Here is a 19,322-nt window from a genome sequence, read left to right as displayed (position 1 = left end):
GACACCGCGTTCATCCAGGATGCACGCGTTATCGTTGACGTTTTCGCGAGCAAGCTCGCTCCTACAGCGCAAGGCAAGTTTCCTCGCCACAGGGCCCGTGCAACACCGAAGTTGTGTCGGTAACTATGGCGATAGGGGCATCACAGCGCAGCCAGTACCGCTTCGAGTTTTTCCTGGTCGCGCGCAAACTGGCGGATGCCTTCGGCGAGCTTTTCGGTGGCCATTGCATCTTCGTTGGAGGCCCAGCGAAATTGCGCCTCGTTGATGGATTGGCGCGCTTCGCCGGCCGCGCCCGGCAGCAGTTTGCGTTCCAGGGTGCCCTGGTCTTCATCGAGTTTTTGCAGCAACTCGGGGCTGATGGTCAAGCGGTCACAGCCCGCCAGTTGTTCGATCTGGCTGAGGGTGCGGAAGCTCGCGCCCATGACCACGGTCTTAATGCCGTTGGCCTTGTAGTAGTTGTAGATGCGCGTCACCGACTGCACGCCCGGGTCATCCACGCCGGTGTAATCCAGGCCCGTGCTCTTGCGGTACCAGTCGTAGATGCGGCCCACAAACGGAGAGATGAGGAACACGCCCGCGTCGGCGCATGCCTGGGCCTGGGCGAAGGAGAACAGCAGCGTCAGGTTGGTCTGGATACCGGCCTTTTCCAGGCGCTCGGCGGTGCGGATGCCTTCCCAGGTGGAGGCCAGCTTGATCAGCACGCGATCGCGGCCGACGCCGGCCTTGTCATACAGCTCGATAAGCTGGTTGGCCTTGGCCCACAGCGCGTCTTCGTCGAACGACAGGCGCGCATCGACTTCGGTGGAGATGCGCCCCGGGATCACCTTGAGAATCCCGCAACCGACCGCCACCGAAAACTGGTCGCAGGCCAGGCCGAGATCGCCCTTGGACAGGTCGAGCGCTTCGCGCAGGATGTCGCCGTAGTGTGCGATCGCCGAGGCTTTGAGCAGCAGCGACGGGTTGGTGGTGGCATCGACCGGTTTCAGCCGGCTGATGGCCTCCAGGTCGCCGGTGTCGCAGACTACGGTGGTGAATTGCTTGAGTTGTTCGAGCTTGGATGTCATGAGCGGTTGTTCTCCAGAAATGGGGTTACTGGTTCAGCGCCTGTGCCGTGTCCAGGTCGGTGATCAGGATGTCCAGGTAGCCGCCCTTGAGCGCACCGCGAATCGCCTGGACCTTGTTCAACCCGCCGGCCAGGCCGAGCACGCGCTGGATATTGCGCAATTTGGGCAGCGCCACCGAGACGACGAATTCTTCGTCTTCTTCCAGCACCGGCTGGCCCTGGGCATCGAAGTAGCGCAGGCAGATATCACCCACGGCACCGCGCTCGGCCAACAGGCGCAGCATGTCTTCAGTGTAGTAGTTGCCGCTGTTGCGCAGCAGTTGCGAGGGCTCCAGCTCGCCGATGCCGACAATCGCCAGGGTGATGCTGTCAAAGCGCTGCAGCACTTCCTTGACCTCTTCCATCTGCACGATGCGCTGCTTGCTCTGCACCGATTGCTCGATGCTCTGCGACGGCAGCAGATACGCCGGGCAGTTGAGCAGGGTGGCCAGGCGCTGGGTGAGCAGGGTGGCTTCAAATGCGCCCTTGTGCCCGACACCGCCCAACAGCTGCACCACTTCCTGGGCAGCCTGTTTGCCCGGTTGCGCGTGCAGGTGGCCGACCATGGCGCGGATGGTGCTGCTCCATGACGAAATGCCGATATGATCCTGCGGCGACAGGCTGGTTTCCAAGTAATGCGCGGCCGCCGAACCAATGGCCTGCTTGATGCTTTCATCACTGCCGGGCTCGGTGGCTTCCACCACGATCACCCGGCGCACGCCGTAGCGGCGTTGCAATTGGGTTTCCAGCTCCAGGTGCAGGCCTTGCAGGCGCATCACGCTGATCTTCACCACGCCGTCCTGCAGCGCCCGGCGCAGGGCGCGGCTGATAAACGACTGGGACAAGTCCAGTTGCGCCGATATTTCGGACTGCTTGAGCCCTTCTTCGTAATAGAGGCTCGCGATCTTGGTGATCAGGCGCTGTTCTTCGATCTGGCTCATGAAGGCCTCAGTGATGACATCAATGCGGGTGAGGATACCAAACCCTTACGACATGATCAGGCCGCCGTCGATATTGATCGCCTGCCCGGTCAGGTACGCCGCGTCATCGGACGCCAGGAACGCCACCAGCCCCGCGACATCCGCAGGTTTGCCGGCGCGGCGCAGGGGGATGTTCTTGACCCATTCGGCCATCAGTTCACCCTTGCCGTAGCGTTTTTCGTCGGTGCTGAGGATCTCGCCCCAGACGCGGTCGTTGTAGTCCCACATTTCGCTTTCGATGATGCCGGGGCAGAACGCATTCACCGTGATGTTATGCCGCGCCAACTCCAGCGCCAGGCTCTGGGTGATGCCGATCACGCCCATTTTGCTCGCGGCGTAGTGGGGCGTGTAAATGAAACCTTGGCGGCCCTGGCCGGACGAGGTGTTGATCAAGCGGCCGCTGTTTTGCTTGACCATGTACTTGGCCGCTTCCCGGCAGCCCAGCCACACGCCGGTGGTGTTGACCTGCAGCACCTTGTCGAAGTCGGCGCGGGGCATTTTGTCGTAGTGGTCGATGGTGATGATGCCGGCGTTCTGCACCGACACGTCGATGCTGCCAAAGCGCGCGTGGCCTTCGCGGTAGAGTTTTTCGATATCGCCTTCGTCCGTGACGTCGATGCCCAGGGCCAGCACGTCGACGTTGTACGCCTGGGCCAACTGGTCGGCAGTGAACGTCACCCGCTCCAGGTCGTTGGAGGCCAGTACCAGGTTGGCGCCTTCCTGGGCGAAACGCTCGGCAATGCCGGCGCCGATGCCACGGCAGGCGCCAGTGATGACTACGGTTTTACCGCTGAAACGTTGCGACATGAGTAACTCCTACCAGCACACGAAGCCGCCATCGACCAACAGGTCGACACCGGTGCAGAAAGACGACGCCTGGCTGACCAGAAAGATCGCCGGCCCGACCATTTCTTCCACGCTGGCCATGCGGCCCATGGGCGTGGTCTGTTCAAAGATCTTCACCTGGTCGGCCACTTCCGGCCGTGAGTTCATCGGCGTGGCGGTGTAGCCGGGGCTGATGCAATTGACGCGCAGGCCCTTGTCGGCCCATTCCATCGCCAGGCTTTTGCTCAGGTGGATCACCCCGGCCTTGGAGGTGTTGTAGTGCGCCTGCAACAGGCCACGGTTGACGATGCTGCCGGACATGGAGGCGATATTGACGATGGCGCCCTTGCCACGCGGCAGCATCACCGCAGCCTGCGCCTGGCAACTGAGGAAGATGCCGGTGAGGTTGATGTCCAGCATGGTCTGCCAGCGTTGCAGCTCCAGGTCTTCGGCGGCCTGGGCATTGGCGATGCCGGCGCAGTTGACCGCCACGCTGAGCTCGCCCAGTTCTGCCTCGGTGCGGGCGACGGCGGCGTCCAGGGCGGCGCGCTCGGTGACCGTGCCGCTGAGGGCCAGGGCACGACGGCCCAGAGCCTGGATGCGTTCGACGGTGCTGCCAATTCCCGGACTGCCGGGCAAATCAAAACACGCCACATCCGCCCCGGCTTCCGCCAGGCCGACGGCGATGGCCTGGCCGATGCCGCTGCCGGCACCGGTGACGAAGGCCACTTGGCCTTGAAGACTGAAAAGTTGCATGAACGACTCCATTTTTGAAATCACAGTGAACCCTGTAGTGAGCGGGCTTGTCCCGCGCTGGGCTGCGAAGCGGCCCTATTAAAGCCACCGCCGAGTTCCAGATAGAACCCCGGTCGTCTGGTTTGGGGCCGCTTCGCAGCCCAGCGCGGGACAAGCCCGCTCACTACAAAAAGATCTTCATTGTTGGCGGTTACGCCGTAGCCATCTCCATCACCGAAACCGGCGTAGCCTCGCCACGCTCCAGAATCCCCATCTGCCGCCCCCGGCTCATCACCATCACCCGATGGGACAAACCCAGCACTTCATCCAGGTCCGAGCTCACCACGATCACCGCCATGCCCTTGGCCGCCAGATCCGCGATCACCTCATAAATCGCCGCCCGCGCGCCCACGTCGATGCCGCGCGTTGGCTCATCGAGGATGAACACCTTGGGATTGCGCGCCAGCCATTTGGCAATGATCACTTTCTGCTGATTACCGCCGGACAAGCTGGAGATCCGTGACTGTGGCGCGCCTTTGACCCCCAGGCGCGCCACCGCCGTGCGCGCAAACTCGCGCAGCGGGGCGGGGAACACCCAGCCGCGTCTATCCATCAGGTCGGTGTTGCCGTAGATCAGGTTGTCTTCGATGCGATGTTCCACCACCACGCCTTGCTGCTTGCGGTCTTCGGGCACCAGCACCACACCGGCCTGGATGGCCTCGAACGGCGAGCGCAGTTGACGCACTTCGCCATCGAGCACCATATGCCCGCGGATATCCTGGGCCGCGCCGGCAATGGTGCGCACCAGTTCGGTCCGCCCGGCGCCGACGACACCGGCAATGCCGAACACTTCACCGGCCCGCACGCTGAAATCGATGCCGTGCAAGGCGAATTCGCGACAACTCAAATCCTTGACCTGCAGCATCACCTGGGCCTGGGGAGGCGCAAGCGCGGGGAAAATCCGCTCCAGGCTGCGCCCGACCATCTGCTCGACCAATTCGCGCACCGGTACTTGCGCTGTGGCGTGCAGGGCGATCTGCCGACCGTCGCGCAGCACCAGCACGCGGTCGGCGATGCGCGCGATTTCTTCGAGGCGATGGCTGATGTAGATAAACGACACGCCCTCGGCCTTGAGTCGTTCCACCTGCTTGAACAGCAGCTCGGTTTCGTCCCCGCCCAACGCAGCGGTGGGTTCATCGAGAATCAACAGGCTGGCCTTGAGGGTCAACGCCTTGGCGATTTCCACCAGCTGCTGGGCCGCCACGCTGAGGCCTTCGACCTTGCGCGACGCCGGCACCTTGAGCCCCAGGCGTTCCAGCTGGATCTGCGCCTGGGCCTCCATGTACTCGCGGTCCACCCGCCCGTAACGCATGGGCAGGCGACCGACGAAGATATTCTCCGCGATCGACAATTGCGGCAGCAGGCGGATTTCCTGGTGGATCAGGCCGATCCCGGCGCTCAACGCGGCCCCTGGCGAACCTGGGGCGTAAGGCTCGCCGAGCCAGGTCATGCTGCCCCCGGCCTCCGGTTGCACCAGGCCTGCGATGATCGACGACAAGGTCGACTTGCCCGCGCCGTTTTCACCGAGCAGGGCCAACACTTCGCCGGGGCGAATGTCGACGTTGACCTGCGACAGGACCTGCACCGGCCCGTAGGCCTTGCTGATATTGCGCAGGCACAACACCGCGTCCGTGGACGTCTGCAACGCTGCTGCTTTCATCACGATCTCCAAGGCTTACGGGTGCTGTTGCAGGAACGGCGCGACGTTGTCTTTGGTGGTCAGCACGGTGGGCAGCAGTTGTTCCTTGGGCACGTCTTTGCCGGCTTTGAGGTCGATGGCGGAGGCCACGGCCAGGCGCCCCATTTTCTGCGTCTGCTGGGTCATGGTTGCGTTCAGCACACCACTTTGCACGGCCTTGAGCCCGGCGATGTCACCGTCAAAACCGACTACCACGACCTTGTGATCGAGGTTGCCGATTTTCACCGCCTGCGCAGCACCCAGGGCCATGGCATCGGCACGGCCGAAGAACACGGTGATGTTCGGGTCACGCTGGAGCAGGTCCTGGGCCACGGCGAAGCCTTTGTCCTGGGCCCATTCGGCTGGTTGCTGGGCGACCACCTTGAGGTCCGGGAAGGCTTTGAGGCCTTCTTCAAAACCCTTGGCGCGATCGTTCTCCGGCGTGGTACCGATCTGGCCTTGCAGGATCGCGATGCGGCCCTTGCCGTCGGTGATCTTGCCGACGTATTCGGCCAGGGTCTTGGCGCCGGCCACGCTGTCGCTGGCGATGAAGGTATCGCCGGGTGCGTCGGGGGCGTTGCGGTCGACGGCGATCACCGGGATGCCGGCGGCCTTGGCGGCTTTTACCGGTACGCCGGCGGCGGTGGCGCCCGCCGGGATGTAGATCAGCACGTCGATCTGGCGGGTGATCAAGTCTTCAATCTGGCTGACCTGGGTCGAGGAGTTGCCCTGGGCATCCACGGTGATCACCTTGATCCCCTTGGCCTTGCCCTCGGCTTCCACCGATTGCTTGATCTGGTTGAAGAAATCGGCCTGTAGGTTGGCCACGGCCAGGCCGATGGTCAGGTCCTTGGCCCAGGTGGTGCCGGCGGCAGAGAGGGTAGCGGCCGCCAGAGCGGTGGCGATGAGCAGTTTCTTGGGGCTGAACATGTCGGTGACTCCTGGTTTTATTGTTGGAGGGTGTCAACTGTCGAACAGGTTTAACGGGCACTGCTGGAGCGGCGTCGCAGGGTGTCGATGGTGACGGCGAGGGCGATGACCACGCCGATCACCACTTGTTGGATAAAGGGCGAGACGCCCAGCAGGTTGAGGCCATTGCGCAACACGCCAATGATCAATACGCCGACCAAGGTGCCGCCGATGCTGCCGACGCCACCGTTGAGGCTGGCGCCGCCAATCACCACGGCGGCGATGGCGTCCAGTTCCAGGCTCAGGCCGGCGCTGGGTTGGGAAGAGTCGAGGCGCGCGGCCAGGGTGACGGCAGCGATACCGGCAAGGGCGCCGCTGATGGCGTACACCCACAGGGTGATCGCGCGCACCTTGATGCCTGACAGGCGCGCCACTTCCGGGCTGCCGCCCATGGCATACAGGTTGCGCCCACCGGCCCGAAAGCGCAGGAACACCCAGGCCAGCACCAGCATCACCAGGAACAGCCCGACGGTGGCCGAGAGAAAGCCGAAATGCCGCACCGTGGCCAGGCTGGTGAACCATTCCGGGTAGCCGACGACCTGCCGGCCTTCGGTGAGGATGTTCGCCAGACCGCGCGCCACCGACATCATGGTCAGCGTTGCAATGAAGGGTGGCAGCTTGGCGTAGGTGATCAGCCCGCCGGACACCAGCCCGGCAAGCATGCCGGTGGCGATCGAGATCGGAATCGCCAGGCCCAGCGGCACGGCCTGATCCTGATAGAGCCAGCCGAGCATCATCATCGAGAACGCCAGCACCGACCCCACCGACAGGTCGATACCGCCAATCACGATCACGGCGGTCATGCCGATCGCCAGGATGCCCAACACCGTGACCTGATCAAGGATGTTCAGGCCATTGCGCAAGGAAAAGAAGAATTCGGAACTGAAGGAGAAGACCAGCACCAGCAATACCAGCCCGATCAGCGGGCCGCCGATGTTACTGGGCAGCAGTTTCACCAGGCGTGGGCGGGGCGGCGGCTTGAGTTCGGCCGGGTGCTGGACAATAGCTTTGGCGTCCACAGTGTTCTCCTGAGTTGTTTTTTTTGGAGTGCTTTCAGGTCGCCTGAATATTTATGCGTGCCTGACTGTTAATTCAGATTCCAGTGACACCGTGGCAAAGTCAAGCGCTTAATTTTTCTGGCAGGCCTCTAAAACCTCGTTTTCACTGCGAGCAAAGCCACGTGATAGACCCGCCCGTGTGGGATTTTGCCCGTTTGTCCGAGGGATATTTCGCCTATTTATTTGTTTTTTCATGGATCGCTCACTTGACCGCGCGCTGGATCGGCGTCTAAATAGAAATATATTGTCACCGCTGAATAAATATTCAAAACAGCTTTCGACACGTTTACCGCAAATGCCTCACCTCGCGTGGTCACCCACAGGAGCCGCTGCATGAATGCCTTCCAGTACGACGCCCACCAGATCAAAGAACAGGCCCGCCTGATCCGGCGCCACGTGATCCGCCTGAATGCCGACTCACCGGCCGGCGGCCACACCGGGGCGGACCTGTCGGAAACCGACATCCTCGCCACGCTGTATTTCCGTATCCTCAATACCGGCCCGGAACGCACCGAAGACCCTGAGCGCGATATCTACATCCAGAGCAAGGGCCACGGCGTGGGTGGCTTGTATTGCTGCCTGGCGCAGGCGGGCTACATTCCCACCGATTGGCTGGCGACCTACCAACACTTCAATTCCCATTTGCCCGGCCACCCGGTGCGCCAGAAAACCCCTGGCATCGAACTCAACACCGGCGCCCTCGGCCACGGCTTGCCGGTGGCGGTGGGGTTGGCGCTGGCGGCGAAAATGTCCGGCAGCAAAAAGCGCATCTATGTCTTGACCGGCGACGGCGAACTGGCCGAAGGCTCCAACTGGGAAGCGGCGATGGCGGCGGCCAAGTACGGCCTGGATAACCTGTTCGTGATCGTCGACAAGAACAAACTGCAACTGGCGGGGTTGACGGCCGACATCATGCCGCTCGACCCGCTGGACGTGAAATGGGCCGCCTTCGGCTTCAGCGTCAGCGAATGCGATGGCAACGATGTGGGCCAATTGATCCAGGCCCTGGAAAGCATGCAGGCCAAGAGCGGCGCGCCCCAGGTGCTGATCGCCCACACCATCAAAGGCAAGGGCGTGTCGTTTATCGAAGCCCGTCCCGAATGGCACCACCGCGTGCCCAAGGGTGACGAAATCAACGCGGCACTGGAGGAGTTGAACCATGGCGAGTGAACATTTGGCGAGCGTCATGGTGCAGGCCTTTATAGACGCGGTCGACGCCGGGCTCGACGTGGTGCCGGTGGTCAGCGACTCCACGTCCACGGCCAAGATCGGGCCATTCGCCCAGCGTTTCCCCGAGCGGCTGATCAACGTCGGCATTGCCGAACAGTCGCTGGTCAGTGTGGCGGCGGGGCTGGCCTTGGGCGGCAAGATCGCCGCGACCTGCAATGCGGCGCCATTTTTGATTTCGCGGGCCAACGAACAGATCAAGGTCGACGTTTGCTACAACCAGGCCAACGTCAAAATGTTCGGCCTGAACGCCGGCACCAGCTACGGCCCGTTGGCCAGCACCCACCACAGCCTCGACGATATTTCGGTAATGCGTGGCTTTGGCCACGTGCAGATCTTCGCCCCGGCCGATGCCATCGAGTGCCGGCAAATCGTCGATTACGCGCTGCGGTATGAAGGGCCGGTGTACATCCGTCTCGACGGCAAGGCGTTGCCCGACGTGCATGGTGCTGGCTACCAATTCAAACCCGGCCAGGTGGATATCCTGCGCCAGGGCGCGGACGTAAGCATCGTGGCCCTGGGCTCGGTGGTGCACGAAGCGGTCGACGCGGCGGCATTGCTGGCGGAGCAGGGCATTGAGGCCCAGGTGATCAACCTGTCGTCGATCCGGCCATTGCAGCGTGACGTGTTGCTCAGCGCCTTGAGCGGTACGCGTGCGGTAATCACCGTCGAAGAACACAACATCAATGGTGGCGTCGGCAGCCTGGTCGCCGAAGTGCTGGCCGAAGCCGGCCTGGGCATCGGGTTGACGCGCCTGGGCATCGGCGATGGCGAATACGCCGCCGCCGGTGCGCGCGAACCGACGCGCGCCTTGCATAACATCGACGCGGCTGGGATCGTGGCGGCTGCCACTCGGTTGCGGTGAAGTCCATGAACAACAACACGCCGCTGATCCTGGCGATAGACGAAGGCACCAGCAACGCCAAGGCGGTGCTGGTCAACGAACTCGGGCAAGTGATTGCGCGCGGTTCACGCCCCTTGAGCATCACCCATCCGGCGCCCGGGTTTTCCGAACAGGACCCGCTGTCGATCTGGCACAACACCCTGGCCGCCATTGAGGAATGCCTGGCCCAGGTGGATCGGCCGATCACTGCGTTGGCCATCAGCAACCAGCGTGAATCGGTCGTGGCCTGGGACCGGCATACCGGCGAGGCGCTGTCGCCGTGCATCAGTTGGCAATGTCGGCGCTCCACTGCGTTATGTGCCGAGCTGCATGCGCAGGGTCATGAAGCGCTGGTCCTGGAAAAAACCGGATTGGCCCTTGACCCGATGTTCTCCGCCGGCAAGTTCCGCTGGATTCTCGATCACCTGGATAACGGCCACGCCCGCGCGACGGCCGGGGATATCTGCCTGGGGACCGTCGATAGCTGGCTGCTTTGGAAACTCAGCGGTGGCCAGGTGTTTGCCACCGATTATTCCAATGCGGCGCGCACGCAACTGTTCAACCTGCACACCTGCGCCTGGGACCCGCAACTGTTGGCGCTGTTCCAGATTCCACTGGCCGCATTGGCGCCGATCCAGCCCAGCGCCGGTTTTTTCGCCGAAACCGTCGCAGTGGGCGGTGTACCTGCCGGTATCCCGGTGATGTCGATGATCGGCGACTCCCACGCCGCCCTCTACGGGCAGGGCGGTTTCGCACCGGGGCTGGTCAAGGCCACCCTTGGCACCGGCTCATCGCTGATGACGCCCATGAGTGGCCCGATTGCTTCCACCCATGGATTGTCGACCACCCTGGCCTGGCATGACGGTGTTAAACCCACCTTCGGCATGGAAGGCAATATCGTCCACACCGGCGCCGCCGTGCAGTGGGCCTCGCGCCTGGTGGCCGGGGAATCCCTGGATGCCTTGACCGAACAGGCCGCGCAGCTGCCGGATAACGGCGGCGTGTATTTTGTGCCGGCGTTGTCCGGGCTGGGGGCGCCGCATTGGCAAGCCAACGCGCGCGGGTTGATCTGCGGGCTGACGGAAGCCACCTCCGGCGCGCATATCCTGCGGGCTTCGCTGGAGTCCATCGGCTACCAGATCCGCGATGTATTCGATGCGATGCAGCAGGACATCGGCAACCCGCTCAAGGAGTTGTGGGTGGATGGCGGCGCAACGCGCAACCGCTGGCTGATGCAGTTCCTGGCCAACCTGCTGCAGCGCCCGGTGGTGCGCAGCCTGTCGCCGGAGGTGTCGGCGCTGGGCGCGGCGCACCTGGCGGGGCGGGCGTTGGGGGTGTGGGCGAGTGATGAGGCGTTGGGTGAGCTGGAGCGACAGCGCGAGCGGTTCGAGCCCCACGCTGATCCGCTGATGGCGGGGCGTTATGCAGAATGGAAAAAGGCCCTGGCCCGCACACTGCTCTAACGGCTTATGAAAATCAAAAATGTGGGAGCGGGCTTGCCTGCGAAAGCAGTGTGCCAGTCACCGGATTTATCCACTGACCCACCGCATTCGCGAGCAAGCCCGCTCCCACAGTTTTTGTCGGTGCCAGACACAGAACAGGCGAACAGCATCAATCCCCTGTGGGAGCTGGCTTGCCTGCGAAAGCGGTGGGTCAGCCAGCGGATTTATCCCAGCCTGCGGCGAGGGGACGGCGACGGGACATGATGGGCTCGATCTTCAACTGCATAGCGCTGAGCTTAAAGTGCTTAAAACCCCTTCGTTAAATACTGTTTTGATCTGAGCTTAGGCGCCTTTCTTCGCCATCCGATGAATCGGGCATAACCATAGAATTATAGGGTTCTTTCATTATTACCCATCGTTAATATAATCGAAGTGACTTTCCTGCCAGGCCCCGTGCGGTTTTTTTGGCATATGCAGCGTTCCCCATTCCTCTCACGCCAAGGCCTTACATGACCTTCAAGAAACTCATCGTCGCCGCCAGTTTGCTGCTTGCCACGGCGGCGGCCCATGCCGAACAAACCCTGGACATCAGCTACCAACGTTCTTCCACCTTGTGGATCCTGCTCAAGCAAAATGGCCAGTTGGAGCAACGTCTCAAACCCCTGGGCTTCACGGTGAACTGGCACGAGTTCAGCACCGGCTTGCTCAGCTCGCTGAACGCCGGCAGCGTTGACCTGCATGCGGACGTGGCCGACGCCTTTGCCCTGTTCACCCAGGCCGCCGACGCGCCGCTGACCTATTACGCCCAGGAAAACTCATCGCCGGGCGCCCAGGCGATCATCGTCCAGGATCAGTCGCCGATCCGCAGCATCGCCGACCTCAAGGGCAAGACCGTGGCCGTGTCCAAGGGGTCGGGCAGCCACTTCCTGCTGATCTCGGCGCTGAAAAAAGCCGGGCTGACGCTGGCCGATATCACCCCGCGTTACCTGGAAGCACCGGACGGCAGCGCGGCTTTCGCCAATGGCAGCGTCGATGCCTGGGTAATCTGGGACCCGTTCCTCGCCAGCCAGCAACTGGACCACCATGTGCGTGTGATCGCCGACGGCAAGGACGGCCTGGCGGATTACAACCGCTTCTATCTGGCAACCACCAAGTTTGCCAAGGCCCACCCGGATGTCTTGCAGGTCACCTTCGACACCCTGCGCGAGACCGGCCAATGGGTGAAGGCCCATCCCCGGCAGGCGGCTGAAATCCTCGGCCCGCTCTGGGGCAATATCGCCCCGGCCACGGTGGAGCGTGCCAATAGCCGCCGCAGCTACGACATCATCCCGGTCAAGCTGGAAAACCTCGCCGAGCAACAGCGTATCGCCGACATCTATTACACCGCCAAGCTGATCCCCAAGCCCTTGAAGGCCAGCGACATCAACCTGTGGACGCCAAAACCATGAGCCGCCAGATCCATTTATCCGCGTTCCTGTTGAGTGGTCCGGTGGTGCACAGCCATGCGGTGTGGCGCCACCCGGAAACCGTCGGCAATTACCTCGACCCCGAGTACTACACGCGGGTGGCCAAGGTGGTAGAGGAGGGGCTGTTCGATTTCCTGTTCTTCGCCGACCGCCTGGCCGTGGGCGACCAGATGGGCGGCTCCCGCGAGTTTGCCCTGCGCTACGGCGCCCAGGACGCCACGCGCCTGGACCCGCTGCCGATCCTCTCCTACCTGGTCGGCAAGACCACCAAATTGGGCCTGGGCGCCACCCGTTCCACCACCTATTACGAACCGGCGCATATCGCCCGCGAATTCGCCACCCTCGATCACCTGTCAAAAGGCCGCGCGGCGTGGAATATCGTCACCTCGATGAACGACAGCGAAGGGCGTTTGTTCGGCAAGGACAAGCACCTTGAACACGACCTGCGCTACGACCGTGCCGATGAGTTCGTCGAAGTCGCGCTCAAACTCTGGAACAGTTGGGGCAAGGACGCACTGAAGCTGGATCGTGAAAGCGGGGTGCTGGCGGACCCTGAGTTGATCCACTCGGTGCAGCACCAGGGGGAATGGTTCAAGGTCGAAGGCCCGCTGAATATTCCGCGCACGCCCCAGGGCCGGCCGGTGCTGATCCAGGCTGGTTCTTCCGGGCGTGGACGCCGCTTCGGCGCGCGCTGGGCCGAGGCGATTTTTACCATCCACCCGCACTTGGCGGCGATGCGCGCGTTTCGCGATGACGTGCGCGCGCAGGTGGTGCAGCAAGGCCGCGACGCCGACAGCTGCAAAGTGCTCACCGCCGTAATGCCCTTTATTGGCGGCAGCGAGGCCGAAGCCCGTGCCAAGCGTGACCAGCACAACGCGCTGGCGCGACCGGAATTGGGGCTGGTGACCCTGGCGTCACAGCTGAATGTCGACCTGTCGCCATTCCCGCTGTCGGCGACGCTGGCTGAAGTCGCCCAGTCGCCGCTGATCCACCCGGCTGCCGCGGAAAAACTGCTGATGCAAGGCCCCGAAATCACCCTGGAACAACTCGGGCGCATCTTCGCCAGTAGCGTACGCGTGCCGCAGTTAGTGGGCACCGGGGCGCAGGTGGCCGACCAGTTGGCCGAGCTGTTCGAACAGGGTGGTTGCGATGGGTTTGTGATTTCGCCGGGGTATCTGCCGGGCTCGTTCACCGAATTTGTCGAGAGCGTGATTCCGCATTTGCAGCGCAAGGGGTTGTTCCGCACGGCGTATGAAGGGTCGACGCTGCGCGAGCATTTGGGGCTCGCCGATCTCCCAGGCTGAACGCGGTCAATGTGGGCGCTGGCTTGCTTGCGATCACGCAGTGTCAGCCAACAACGATGCAAGCTGACCACCGCCCGCGCAGCATGGGTATCTACACACTTTCAGAGGCTGACGAATCTCTTGTAGTGAGCGGGCTTGTCCCGCGCTGGGCTGCGAAGCGGCCCCAATAAAGACACCGCCGATCATCAGGTAGAATCAGGTCGCCCGGTTTGGGGCGGCTTCGCCACCCAGCGCGGGACAAGCCCGCTCACTACAGGGTGCTTCTGCGTGCTCAAAAATTTATGTTCATTGCAGGCAAGCCAGCTCCCACAGGTGCTCGGTAATGAACCTCAGTCCACACAAATCGCCCGGCCCAGCTGGCCTTTCTCCACCGTCGCCGAGCAGCCGAAATGGCTGTTGTCCACCTGACATGTGCCCGCCACCGGGCCGTTGCCGGATTGGGTGGTGACGCTGGTCTGGCACTCGCCTTCACACTGGCTCGAATCGGTGCACGCCTTGCCCGCATCCCGGTACGGCGTAATGCACTTCCAGCTCTGCAACTTGCCCACTTGCTTCATGGTCCCGCCGCCCGCCAGGCACGTGGACGCGGCGGAGTCCTGGGCGGGCGGGTTGTGAGTGGAGCACGCCGATACCAGCAGCAGGGCGGCCAGGCCGATCATCAATTTCATGCAAAAGTCCTCGTGGAGTTAGCGCAGCGGTGCAGTGTACGGGCATATGGACTACTTTGATTGACGAGCGATCCCTATCCGGTACCGACCCATGCGCACATTATGGAAGCGATACGTGGTCCTGTTGGAGCATGACCTGAGCACCCAGGTCTTCGACAACGTGAAAAACCTGCTGGTGTGTGCGCTGCTGTTTGCAGCTGGCACCAATGCGCTGCTGGGTGAGCGCGACCTGTTTATCGGTGTGTTTGCGTCCAGCGTGGCAGGGTGGGGGCTGATTGTGCTGTCGGCGCTATTGATGCTGCTGAATGTGAGCGACGGCATTCGCCGGCTGGCCAAGTTGCGCTATCACCTGGCGCTGCAGTTGTTGTTGATCCTGGTTTACCTGGTGGTGGCCGAGCGAGTGGTGGAGATTGTGTGGGGGTTCCGGGCCCTTTGAAGTATCCTGCGCGCCCTCGCTTTCCACTGATTCGAAGACAAATGACAGGACAAGACATGCAGGCGCTGCTCGAGTCGATCCTCGACGAAGTGCGCCCACTGATCGGCCTCGGCAAAGTCGCCGACTACATCCCAGCGCTGGCCGATGTACCCGCCAACCAGCTGGGCATCGCGGTATATGGCAACGACGGCTCGGCCTACCGCGCCGGCGACGCCGATACGCTGTTCTCGGTACAGAGCATTTCCAAGGTGTTCAGCCTGGTCCAGGCCATCGACCACGGCGGCGAAACCATCTGGGAACGCCTGGGCCATGAGCCTTCCGGGCAGCCATTCAACTCCCTGGTGCAACTGGAATTCGAACGCGGCCGCCCGCGCAATCCGTTCATCAACGCCGGTGCGCTGGTGATCTGCGACATCAACCAATCACGCTTCGCCGTGCCGATCCTGTCGATGCGCGACTTCGTACGGCGGCTGTCGGGCAACCCGCAGATCCTGGTCAACAGCGTGGTTGCCGACTCCGAAGCCCAACACGGCGCGCGTAACGCGGCCATGGCTTACCTGATGAAGTCCTTCGGCAACTTCCACAACGATGTGGATGGGGTGCTGCACAGCTACTTCAACTACTGCGCCCTGCAGATGAGCTGCATGGACCTGGCCAAGGCCTTCAGCTTCCTCGCCAACGAAGGCACGAGCGCCCACAGCGGCGAGCAGATATTGACGGCGCGCCAGACCAAGCAAGTCAACTCGATCATGGCCACCAGCGGGCTGTATGACGAAGCGGGCAATTTTGCCTACCGGGTGGGCCTGCCGGGCAAGAGCGGCGTCGGCGGCGGGATTGTCGCGGTGGTGCCGGGGCAGTTCACGGTGTGCGTGTGGTCGCCGGAATTGAACGCGGCGGGGAACTCGCTGGCGGGGATGAAGGCGTTGGAGTTGTTGAGTGAGCGGATTGGGTGGTCGGTGTTTTGAGGTCTCGGACGGGAAGTACGCAAATGTTGGTTCGCAAGCCGGGTGTGCTGCGACCTCTAATATTTAAAAGAAGCTAGGACAGTTCCCACGTTTCACGCGGGAACTATCTGTTTCTCAAACCACCGGGTGGGCTGTGTCCAACGCCTTGTCCACCAGCAGTTGCACGCCTTCGAGCATTCGACAGATGCCCAGCGCTACGTTGCGTTGGGCTCCATCGATTTCAAAGGCCAGGTGAGTCGCGATGTCGATGATGGATGCAAGATCCTGGGAAGCGTTGACCAGCAAGGTTTCCGTACCCACATCACCGCGCACAGTGAAAAGTCGATCGTGGGATAGATTTTCGAGTTCATGGGAAGGGGATTCAGTAGTAACGCGAGTAGTGTCATTGATCATGGTCAGACCCTGTAGTTAGAAAGCTCCTCGACAATTCGGACGGTCAAACCCGGTCACTGAATGGGCAGCGACGGCAGAGAGGTTAGTCAGCGAAGTTCCGAGCGACAACCTGAAACGGTTGTGGGAAATATCTGAGAGTCTGGGGCGGAGTGCCATCGCTGTGGGAGCTGGCTTGCCTGCGATAGCGATCTTTCAGTGAAACATGGTGTAGCTGACCCACCGCTATCGCAGCATAGGTATCTACACAACTTTCAAAGGCTGAAAAATCTCCCTGTAGTGAGCGGGCTTGTCCCGCGCTGGGTGGCGAAGCCGCCCCAATAAAGACACCGCGCAGTTTCAGGCAAATCCAATTCGTCTGGTTTGGGGCCGCTTCGCAGCCCAGCGCGGGACAAGCCCGCTCACTACAAAAATGTGTAGATACCTACGGCTATCGCAGGCAAGCCAGCTCCCACATTTTGATCTTCATTCTTTTTGGGATTTATGTGAGCCCATACAAAAAATGCGCCCCTGAGGGCGCATTCTTTTGTTCGGTCAGCTAAGGCCTATCAGGCCTTCGCATCCCAGGCCCGATCACCGTGCTCGTCCTTGATCCGAGTCGGCAAGCCCATCACGTCCAGTGCCTTGAGGAACGGCTCAGCCGGCAGTTCCTCGACGTTGGCCATGTGTTTCACATCCCATTCGCCACGCGCCACTAGCAGCGCAGCCGCCACTGGAGGAACGCCTGCAGTGTAGGAGATGCCCTGGCTGTCGGTCTCGGCGAAGGCGTCTTCGTGATCCGCCACGTTGTAGATGAACATCTCACGCGGCTGGCCATCCTTGGTGCCTTTGACCAGGTCGCCGATGCAGGTCTTGCCGGTGTAGCCGGGGGCGAGCGACGACGGGTCGGGCAGGACGGCCTTGACCACTTTCAACGGCACCACTTCCAGGCCTTCGGCGGTGGTGACCGGCTTCTCGGAGAGCAGGCCGAGGTTTTTCAGCACGGTGAACACGTTGATGTAGTGTTCGCCGAAGCTCATCCAGAACCGCACGTTGGGCACGTCGAGGTTTTTCGACAGCGAGTGCACTTCATCGTGACCGGTGAGGTAGAGGTTCTGCGAACCCACGACCGGTAGGTCGTCGGTGCGTTTGACTTCGAACATGGTGTTGCTGGTCCACTGGCTGTTCTGCCAGCTCCACACCTGCCCGGTGAATTCGCGGAAGTTGATTTCCGGGTCGAAATTGGTGGCGAAGTATTTGCCATGGGAGCCGGCATTGACGTCGAGAATGTCGATCGACTCAATGCGGTCGAAATGCTGTTGCTGCGCCAGCGCGGCATACGCGTTGACGACACCCGGGTCGAAGCCCACGCCAAGGATGGCGGTGATGTTCTTCTGTTTGCATTCTTCCAGGTGGTTCCACTCGTAGTTGCCGTACCACGGCGGGGTCTCGCAGACCTTGCCCGGCTCTTCGTGGATGGCGGTGTCGAGGTACGCCACGCCGGTGTCGATGCAGGCGCGCAGGACCGACATGTTGAGGAACGCGGAGCCCACGTTGATGACGATCTGCGAGCCGGTCTCGCGGATCAGCGCCTTGGTCGCTTCCACGTCAAGGGCGTTCAGCGCGAAGGCCTGGATGTCGGCGGGCACCTTGAGGCTACCCTTGGCCTTGACGCTGTCGATGATGGCCTGGCATTTGGAGATGTTGCGCGACGCGATAGCAATACGACCGAGTTCGTCGTTGTGCTGCGCGCACTTGTGGGCCACCACCTTGGCGACACCTCCTGCACCAATGATAAGAACGTTCTTTTTCAATTGCTTTATCTCTCCTTTATCCGCCAGCTTACGAAAGGCTGGACAGGTAGTCGTCGTAACCAAATTCACGAACCACTTCGACTGTACCGTCGAGTTGTTTCACTACGATGGACGGCATTTTCAGGCCGTTGAACCAGTTTTTCTTGACCATGGTGTAGCCTGCGGTGTCGATGAACGACAGCCGATCGCCGATGGCCAGCGGACGATCAAATTGATACTCGCCGAAAATGTCGCCGGCCAGGCAGGATTTGCCGCACACCATGACGGTGTGCTCACCCTCGCTCGGCGCCAGCTTGGCGTTGAGGCGGTAGATCAGCAGGTCCAGCAGGTGGGCTTCGATGGAGCTGTCGACCACGGCGAGGTTTTTGCCGTTGTAGAGGGTGTCGAGCACGGTGACTTCCAGCGAAGCGCTATTGGTGATCGCCGCTTCCCCCGGTTCCAGGTACACCTGCACGCCGTACTTCTCGGAGAACGCCTTCAAGCGTGCGCAGAACGCGTCCAGCGCATAGCCTTCGCCGGTGAAGTGGATGCCGCCGCCGAGGCTGACCCACTTGACCTTGTGCAGCAGCGTGCCGAAGCGTTCTTCGATGGTGCCGAGCATCTTGTCGAACAGGCTGAAGTCGCCGTTCTCGCAATTATTGTGGAACATGAAGCCGGAGATCTGCTCGATCACGCCTTCGATCTTCACCGGGTCCCATTCGCCCAGGCGGCTGAACGGGCGCGCCGGGTCGGCCAGCAGGTAGTCGGAGCTGCTCACCTGCGGGTTGACGCGCAGGCCGCGGGTCTTGCCCTCGCTGCGTTCGGCAAAGCGCTGCAGTTGGCTGATGGAGTTGAAGATGATCTTGTCGCAGTTCTCCAGCATCTCTTCGATTTCATCGTCGGCCCAGGCCACGCTGTAGGCGTGCGCTTCGCCTTCGAACTTCTGGCGGCCGAGCTTCAACTCATACAGCGACGAGGAGGTGGTGCCGTCCATGTATTGCTGCATCAGGTCGAACACCGACCAGGTGGCAAAGCACTTGAGCGCCAGCAACGCCTTGGCGCCGGACTGCTCGCGCACGTAAGCAATCTTCTGCATGTTGACCAGAAGTTTCTGTTTATCGATGAGGTAGTACGGCGTTTTGATCATTTTTGAGAGCCTGGGGCGGTGCCTGCCAAAAAAGGACACGCATTGTGCCCGCACTTGGATCAGATCGAAAGGTTAGTGGGCGGAATTTGCGCGCCGGGTTTTCAAGCATAGCGATGGAGTGTGACTCTCTAAAGGTACACACCGGGCCACTGTGGGAGCTGGCTTGCCTGCGATAGCGGTGGGTCAGGCTCAGCAGAACCGACTGATATACCGCC

18 protein-coding genes are annotated in these 19,322 nt (G+C 61.8%); 7 read left to right on the top strand and 11 right to left on the bottom strand.

From position 1 onward, the window contains the following. Positions 1-140 precede the first annotated feature (140 nt). The 7 genes from tal to BLL36_RS06805 form a co-directional block, all read right to left on the bottom strand. A complete protein-coding gene (tal, locus tag BLL36_RS06835; protein WP_076950715.1) occupies positions 141-1,064 on the bottom strand; it encodes a transaldolase in 924 nt (307 codons plus the stop codon). Between the two features lie 25 nt (positions 1,065-1,089). Next, entirely contained in the window at positions 1,090-2,043 is a 954-nt protein-coding gene (locus BLL36_RS06830) for a sugar-binding transcriptional regulator (protein WP_076950714.1), read from the bottom strand. Positions 2,044-2,088: 45 nt separating this feature from the next. Further along, positions 2,089-2,889, bottom strand: a complete 801-nt coding sequence (locus BLL36_RS06825) for an SDR family oxidoreductase (protein WP_076950713.1) — start codon at positions 2,887-2,889, stop codon at positions 2,089-2,091. Positions 2,890-2,898: 9 nt separating this feature from the next. Continuing rightward, a complete protein-coding gene (locus BLL36_RS06820) occupies positions 2,899-3,663 on the bottom strand; it encodes an SDR family oxidoreductase (protein WP_076950712.1) in 765 nt (254 codons plus the stop codon). Between the two features lie 190 nt (positions 3,664-3,853). Continuing rightward, complete coding sequence (locus BLL36_RS06815) at positions 3,854-5,362, bottom strand: sugar ABC transporter ATP-binding protein (protein WP_076950711.1); 1,509 nt, start codon at positions 5,360-5,362, stop codon at positions 3,854-3,856. 15 nt (positions 5,363-5,377) lie between these two features. Further along, a complete protein-coding gene (locus BLL36_RS06810) occupies positions 5,378-6,310 on the bottom strand; it encodes a sugar ABC transporter substrate-binding protein (protein WP_076950710.1) in 933 nt (310 codons plus the stop codon). 50 nt (positions 6,311-6,360) lie between these two features. After that, on the bottom strand, positions 6,361-7,368 hold the full coding sequence (locus BLL36_RS06805; RefSeq protein ID WP_076950709.1) for an ABC transporter permease: 1,008 nt from the start codon (positions 7,366-7,368) through the stop codon (positions 6,361-6,363). A 372-nt stretch (positions 7,369-7,740) separates the two neighbouring features. Between BLL36_RS06805 and BLL36_RS06800 the strand changes: the two genes are divergently transcribed. The 5 genes from BLL36_RS06800 (at position 7,741) to BLL36_RS06780 (ending at position 13,729) form a co-directional block, all read left to right on the top strand. Continuing rightward, a complete protein-coding gene (locus tag BLL36_RS06800; protein WP_076950708.1) occupies positions 7,741-8,577 on the top strand; it encodes a transketolase in 837 nt (278 codons plus the stop codon). Continuing rightward, on the top strand, positions 8,567-9,499 hold the full coding sequence (locus BLL36_RS06795) for a transketolase family protein (protein ID WP_076950707.1): 933 nt from the start codon (positions 8,567-8,569) through the stop codon (positions 9,497-9,499). The genes BLL36_RS06800 and BLL36_RS06795 overlap by 11 nt, the downstream gene beginning before the upstream one ends. Positions 9,500-9,504: 5 nt before the next feature. Then, positions 9,505-10,980 carry an FGGY family carbohydrate kinase gene (locus BLL36_RS06790; RefSeq protein ID WP_076950706.1) on the top strand — a complete coding sequence of 492 codons (1,476 nt, stop codon included), beginning with the start codon at positions 9,505-9,507 and terminating at the stop codon, positions 10,978-10,980. Between the two features lie 488 nt (positions 10,981-11,468). Then, entirely contained in the window at positions 11,469-12,407 is a 939-nt protein-coding gene (locus BLL36_RS06785; RefSeq protein WP_076950705.1) for an aliphatic sulfonate ABC transporter substrate-binding protein, read from the top strand. Further along, positions 12,404-13,729: an LLM class flavin-dependent oxidoreductase gene (locus BLL36_RS06780; protein ID WP_076950704.1), complete on the top strand. Its 1,326-nt coding sequence runs from the start codon at positions 12,404-12,406 to the stop codon at positions 13,727-13,729. Before BLL36_RS06785 ends, BLL36_RS06780 begins: the two co-directional genes overlap by 4 nt. A 329-nt stretch (positions 13,730-14,058) precedes the next feature. On the opposite strand, the gene BLL36_RS06775 is transcribed toward BLL36_RS06780, so the two are convergent. Continuing rightward, complete coding sequence (locus tag BLL36_RS06775; RefSeq protein ID WP_076950703.1) at positions 14,059-14,397, bottom strand: hypothetical protein; 339 nt, start codon at positions 14,395-14,397, stop codon at positions 14,059-14,061. 91 nt (positions 14,398-14,488) lie between these two features. Here BLL36_RS06775 and BLL36_RS06770 point away from each other — a divergent pair, with 91 nt between their 5' ends. Continuing rightward, positions 14,489-14,833, top strand: a complete 345-nt coding sequence (locus BLL36_RS06770; protein ID WP_076950702.1) for a hypothetical protein — start codon at positions 14,489-14,491, stop codon at positions 14,831-14,833. Positions 14,834-14,889: 56 nt separating this feature from the next. Further along, positions 14,890-15,798 carry a glutaminase B gene (gene glsB, locus BLL36_RS06765; RefSeq protein WP_076950701.1) on the top strand — a complete coding sequence of 303 codons (909 nt, stop codon included), beginning with the start codon at positions 14,890-14,892 and terminating at the stop codon, positions 15,796-15,798. A 114-nt stretch (positions 15,799-15,912) separates the two neighbouring features. Here the strand turns inward: glsB and BLL36_RS06760 are convergent, their stop codons facing one another. From BLL36_RS06760 to BLL36_RS06750, 3 genes are all read right to left on the bottom strand, one after another. Then, a complete protein-coding gene (locus tag BLL36_RS06760; protein WP_231998984.1) occupies positions 15,913-16,191 on the bottom strand; it encodes a DUF6124 family protein in 279 nt (92 codons plus the stop codon). Positions 16,192-16,736: 545 nt separating this feature from the next. Further along, positions 16,737-17,981: a saccharopine dehydrogenase family protein gene (locus BLL36_RS06755; RefSeq protein ID WP_076950699.1), complete on the bottom strand. Its 1,245-nt coding sequence runs from the start codon at positions 17,979-17,981 to the stop codon at positions 16,737-16,739. A 28-nt stretch (positions 17,982-18,009) separates the two neighbouring features. Next, positions 18,010-19,107 carry a carboxynorspermidine decarboxylase gene (locus BLL36_RS06750; protein WP_076950698.1) on the bottom strand — a complete coding sequence of 366 codons (1,098 nt, stop codon included), beginning with the start codon at positions 19,105-19,107 and terminating at the stop codon, positions 18,010-18,012. Positions 19,108-19,322 lie beyond the last annotated feature (215 nt).

Source organism: Pseudomonas cedrina subsp. cedrina, assembly GCF_001983175.1.
In the GTDB taxonomy this organism is placed as follows: Bacteria; Pseudomonadota; Gammaproteobacteria; order Pseudomonadales; family Pseudomonadaceae; genus Aquipseudomonas; species Aquipseudomonas cedrina.
This window is presented reverse-complemented; position numbering and strand designations above follow the sequence as displayed.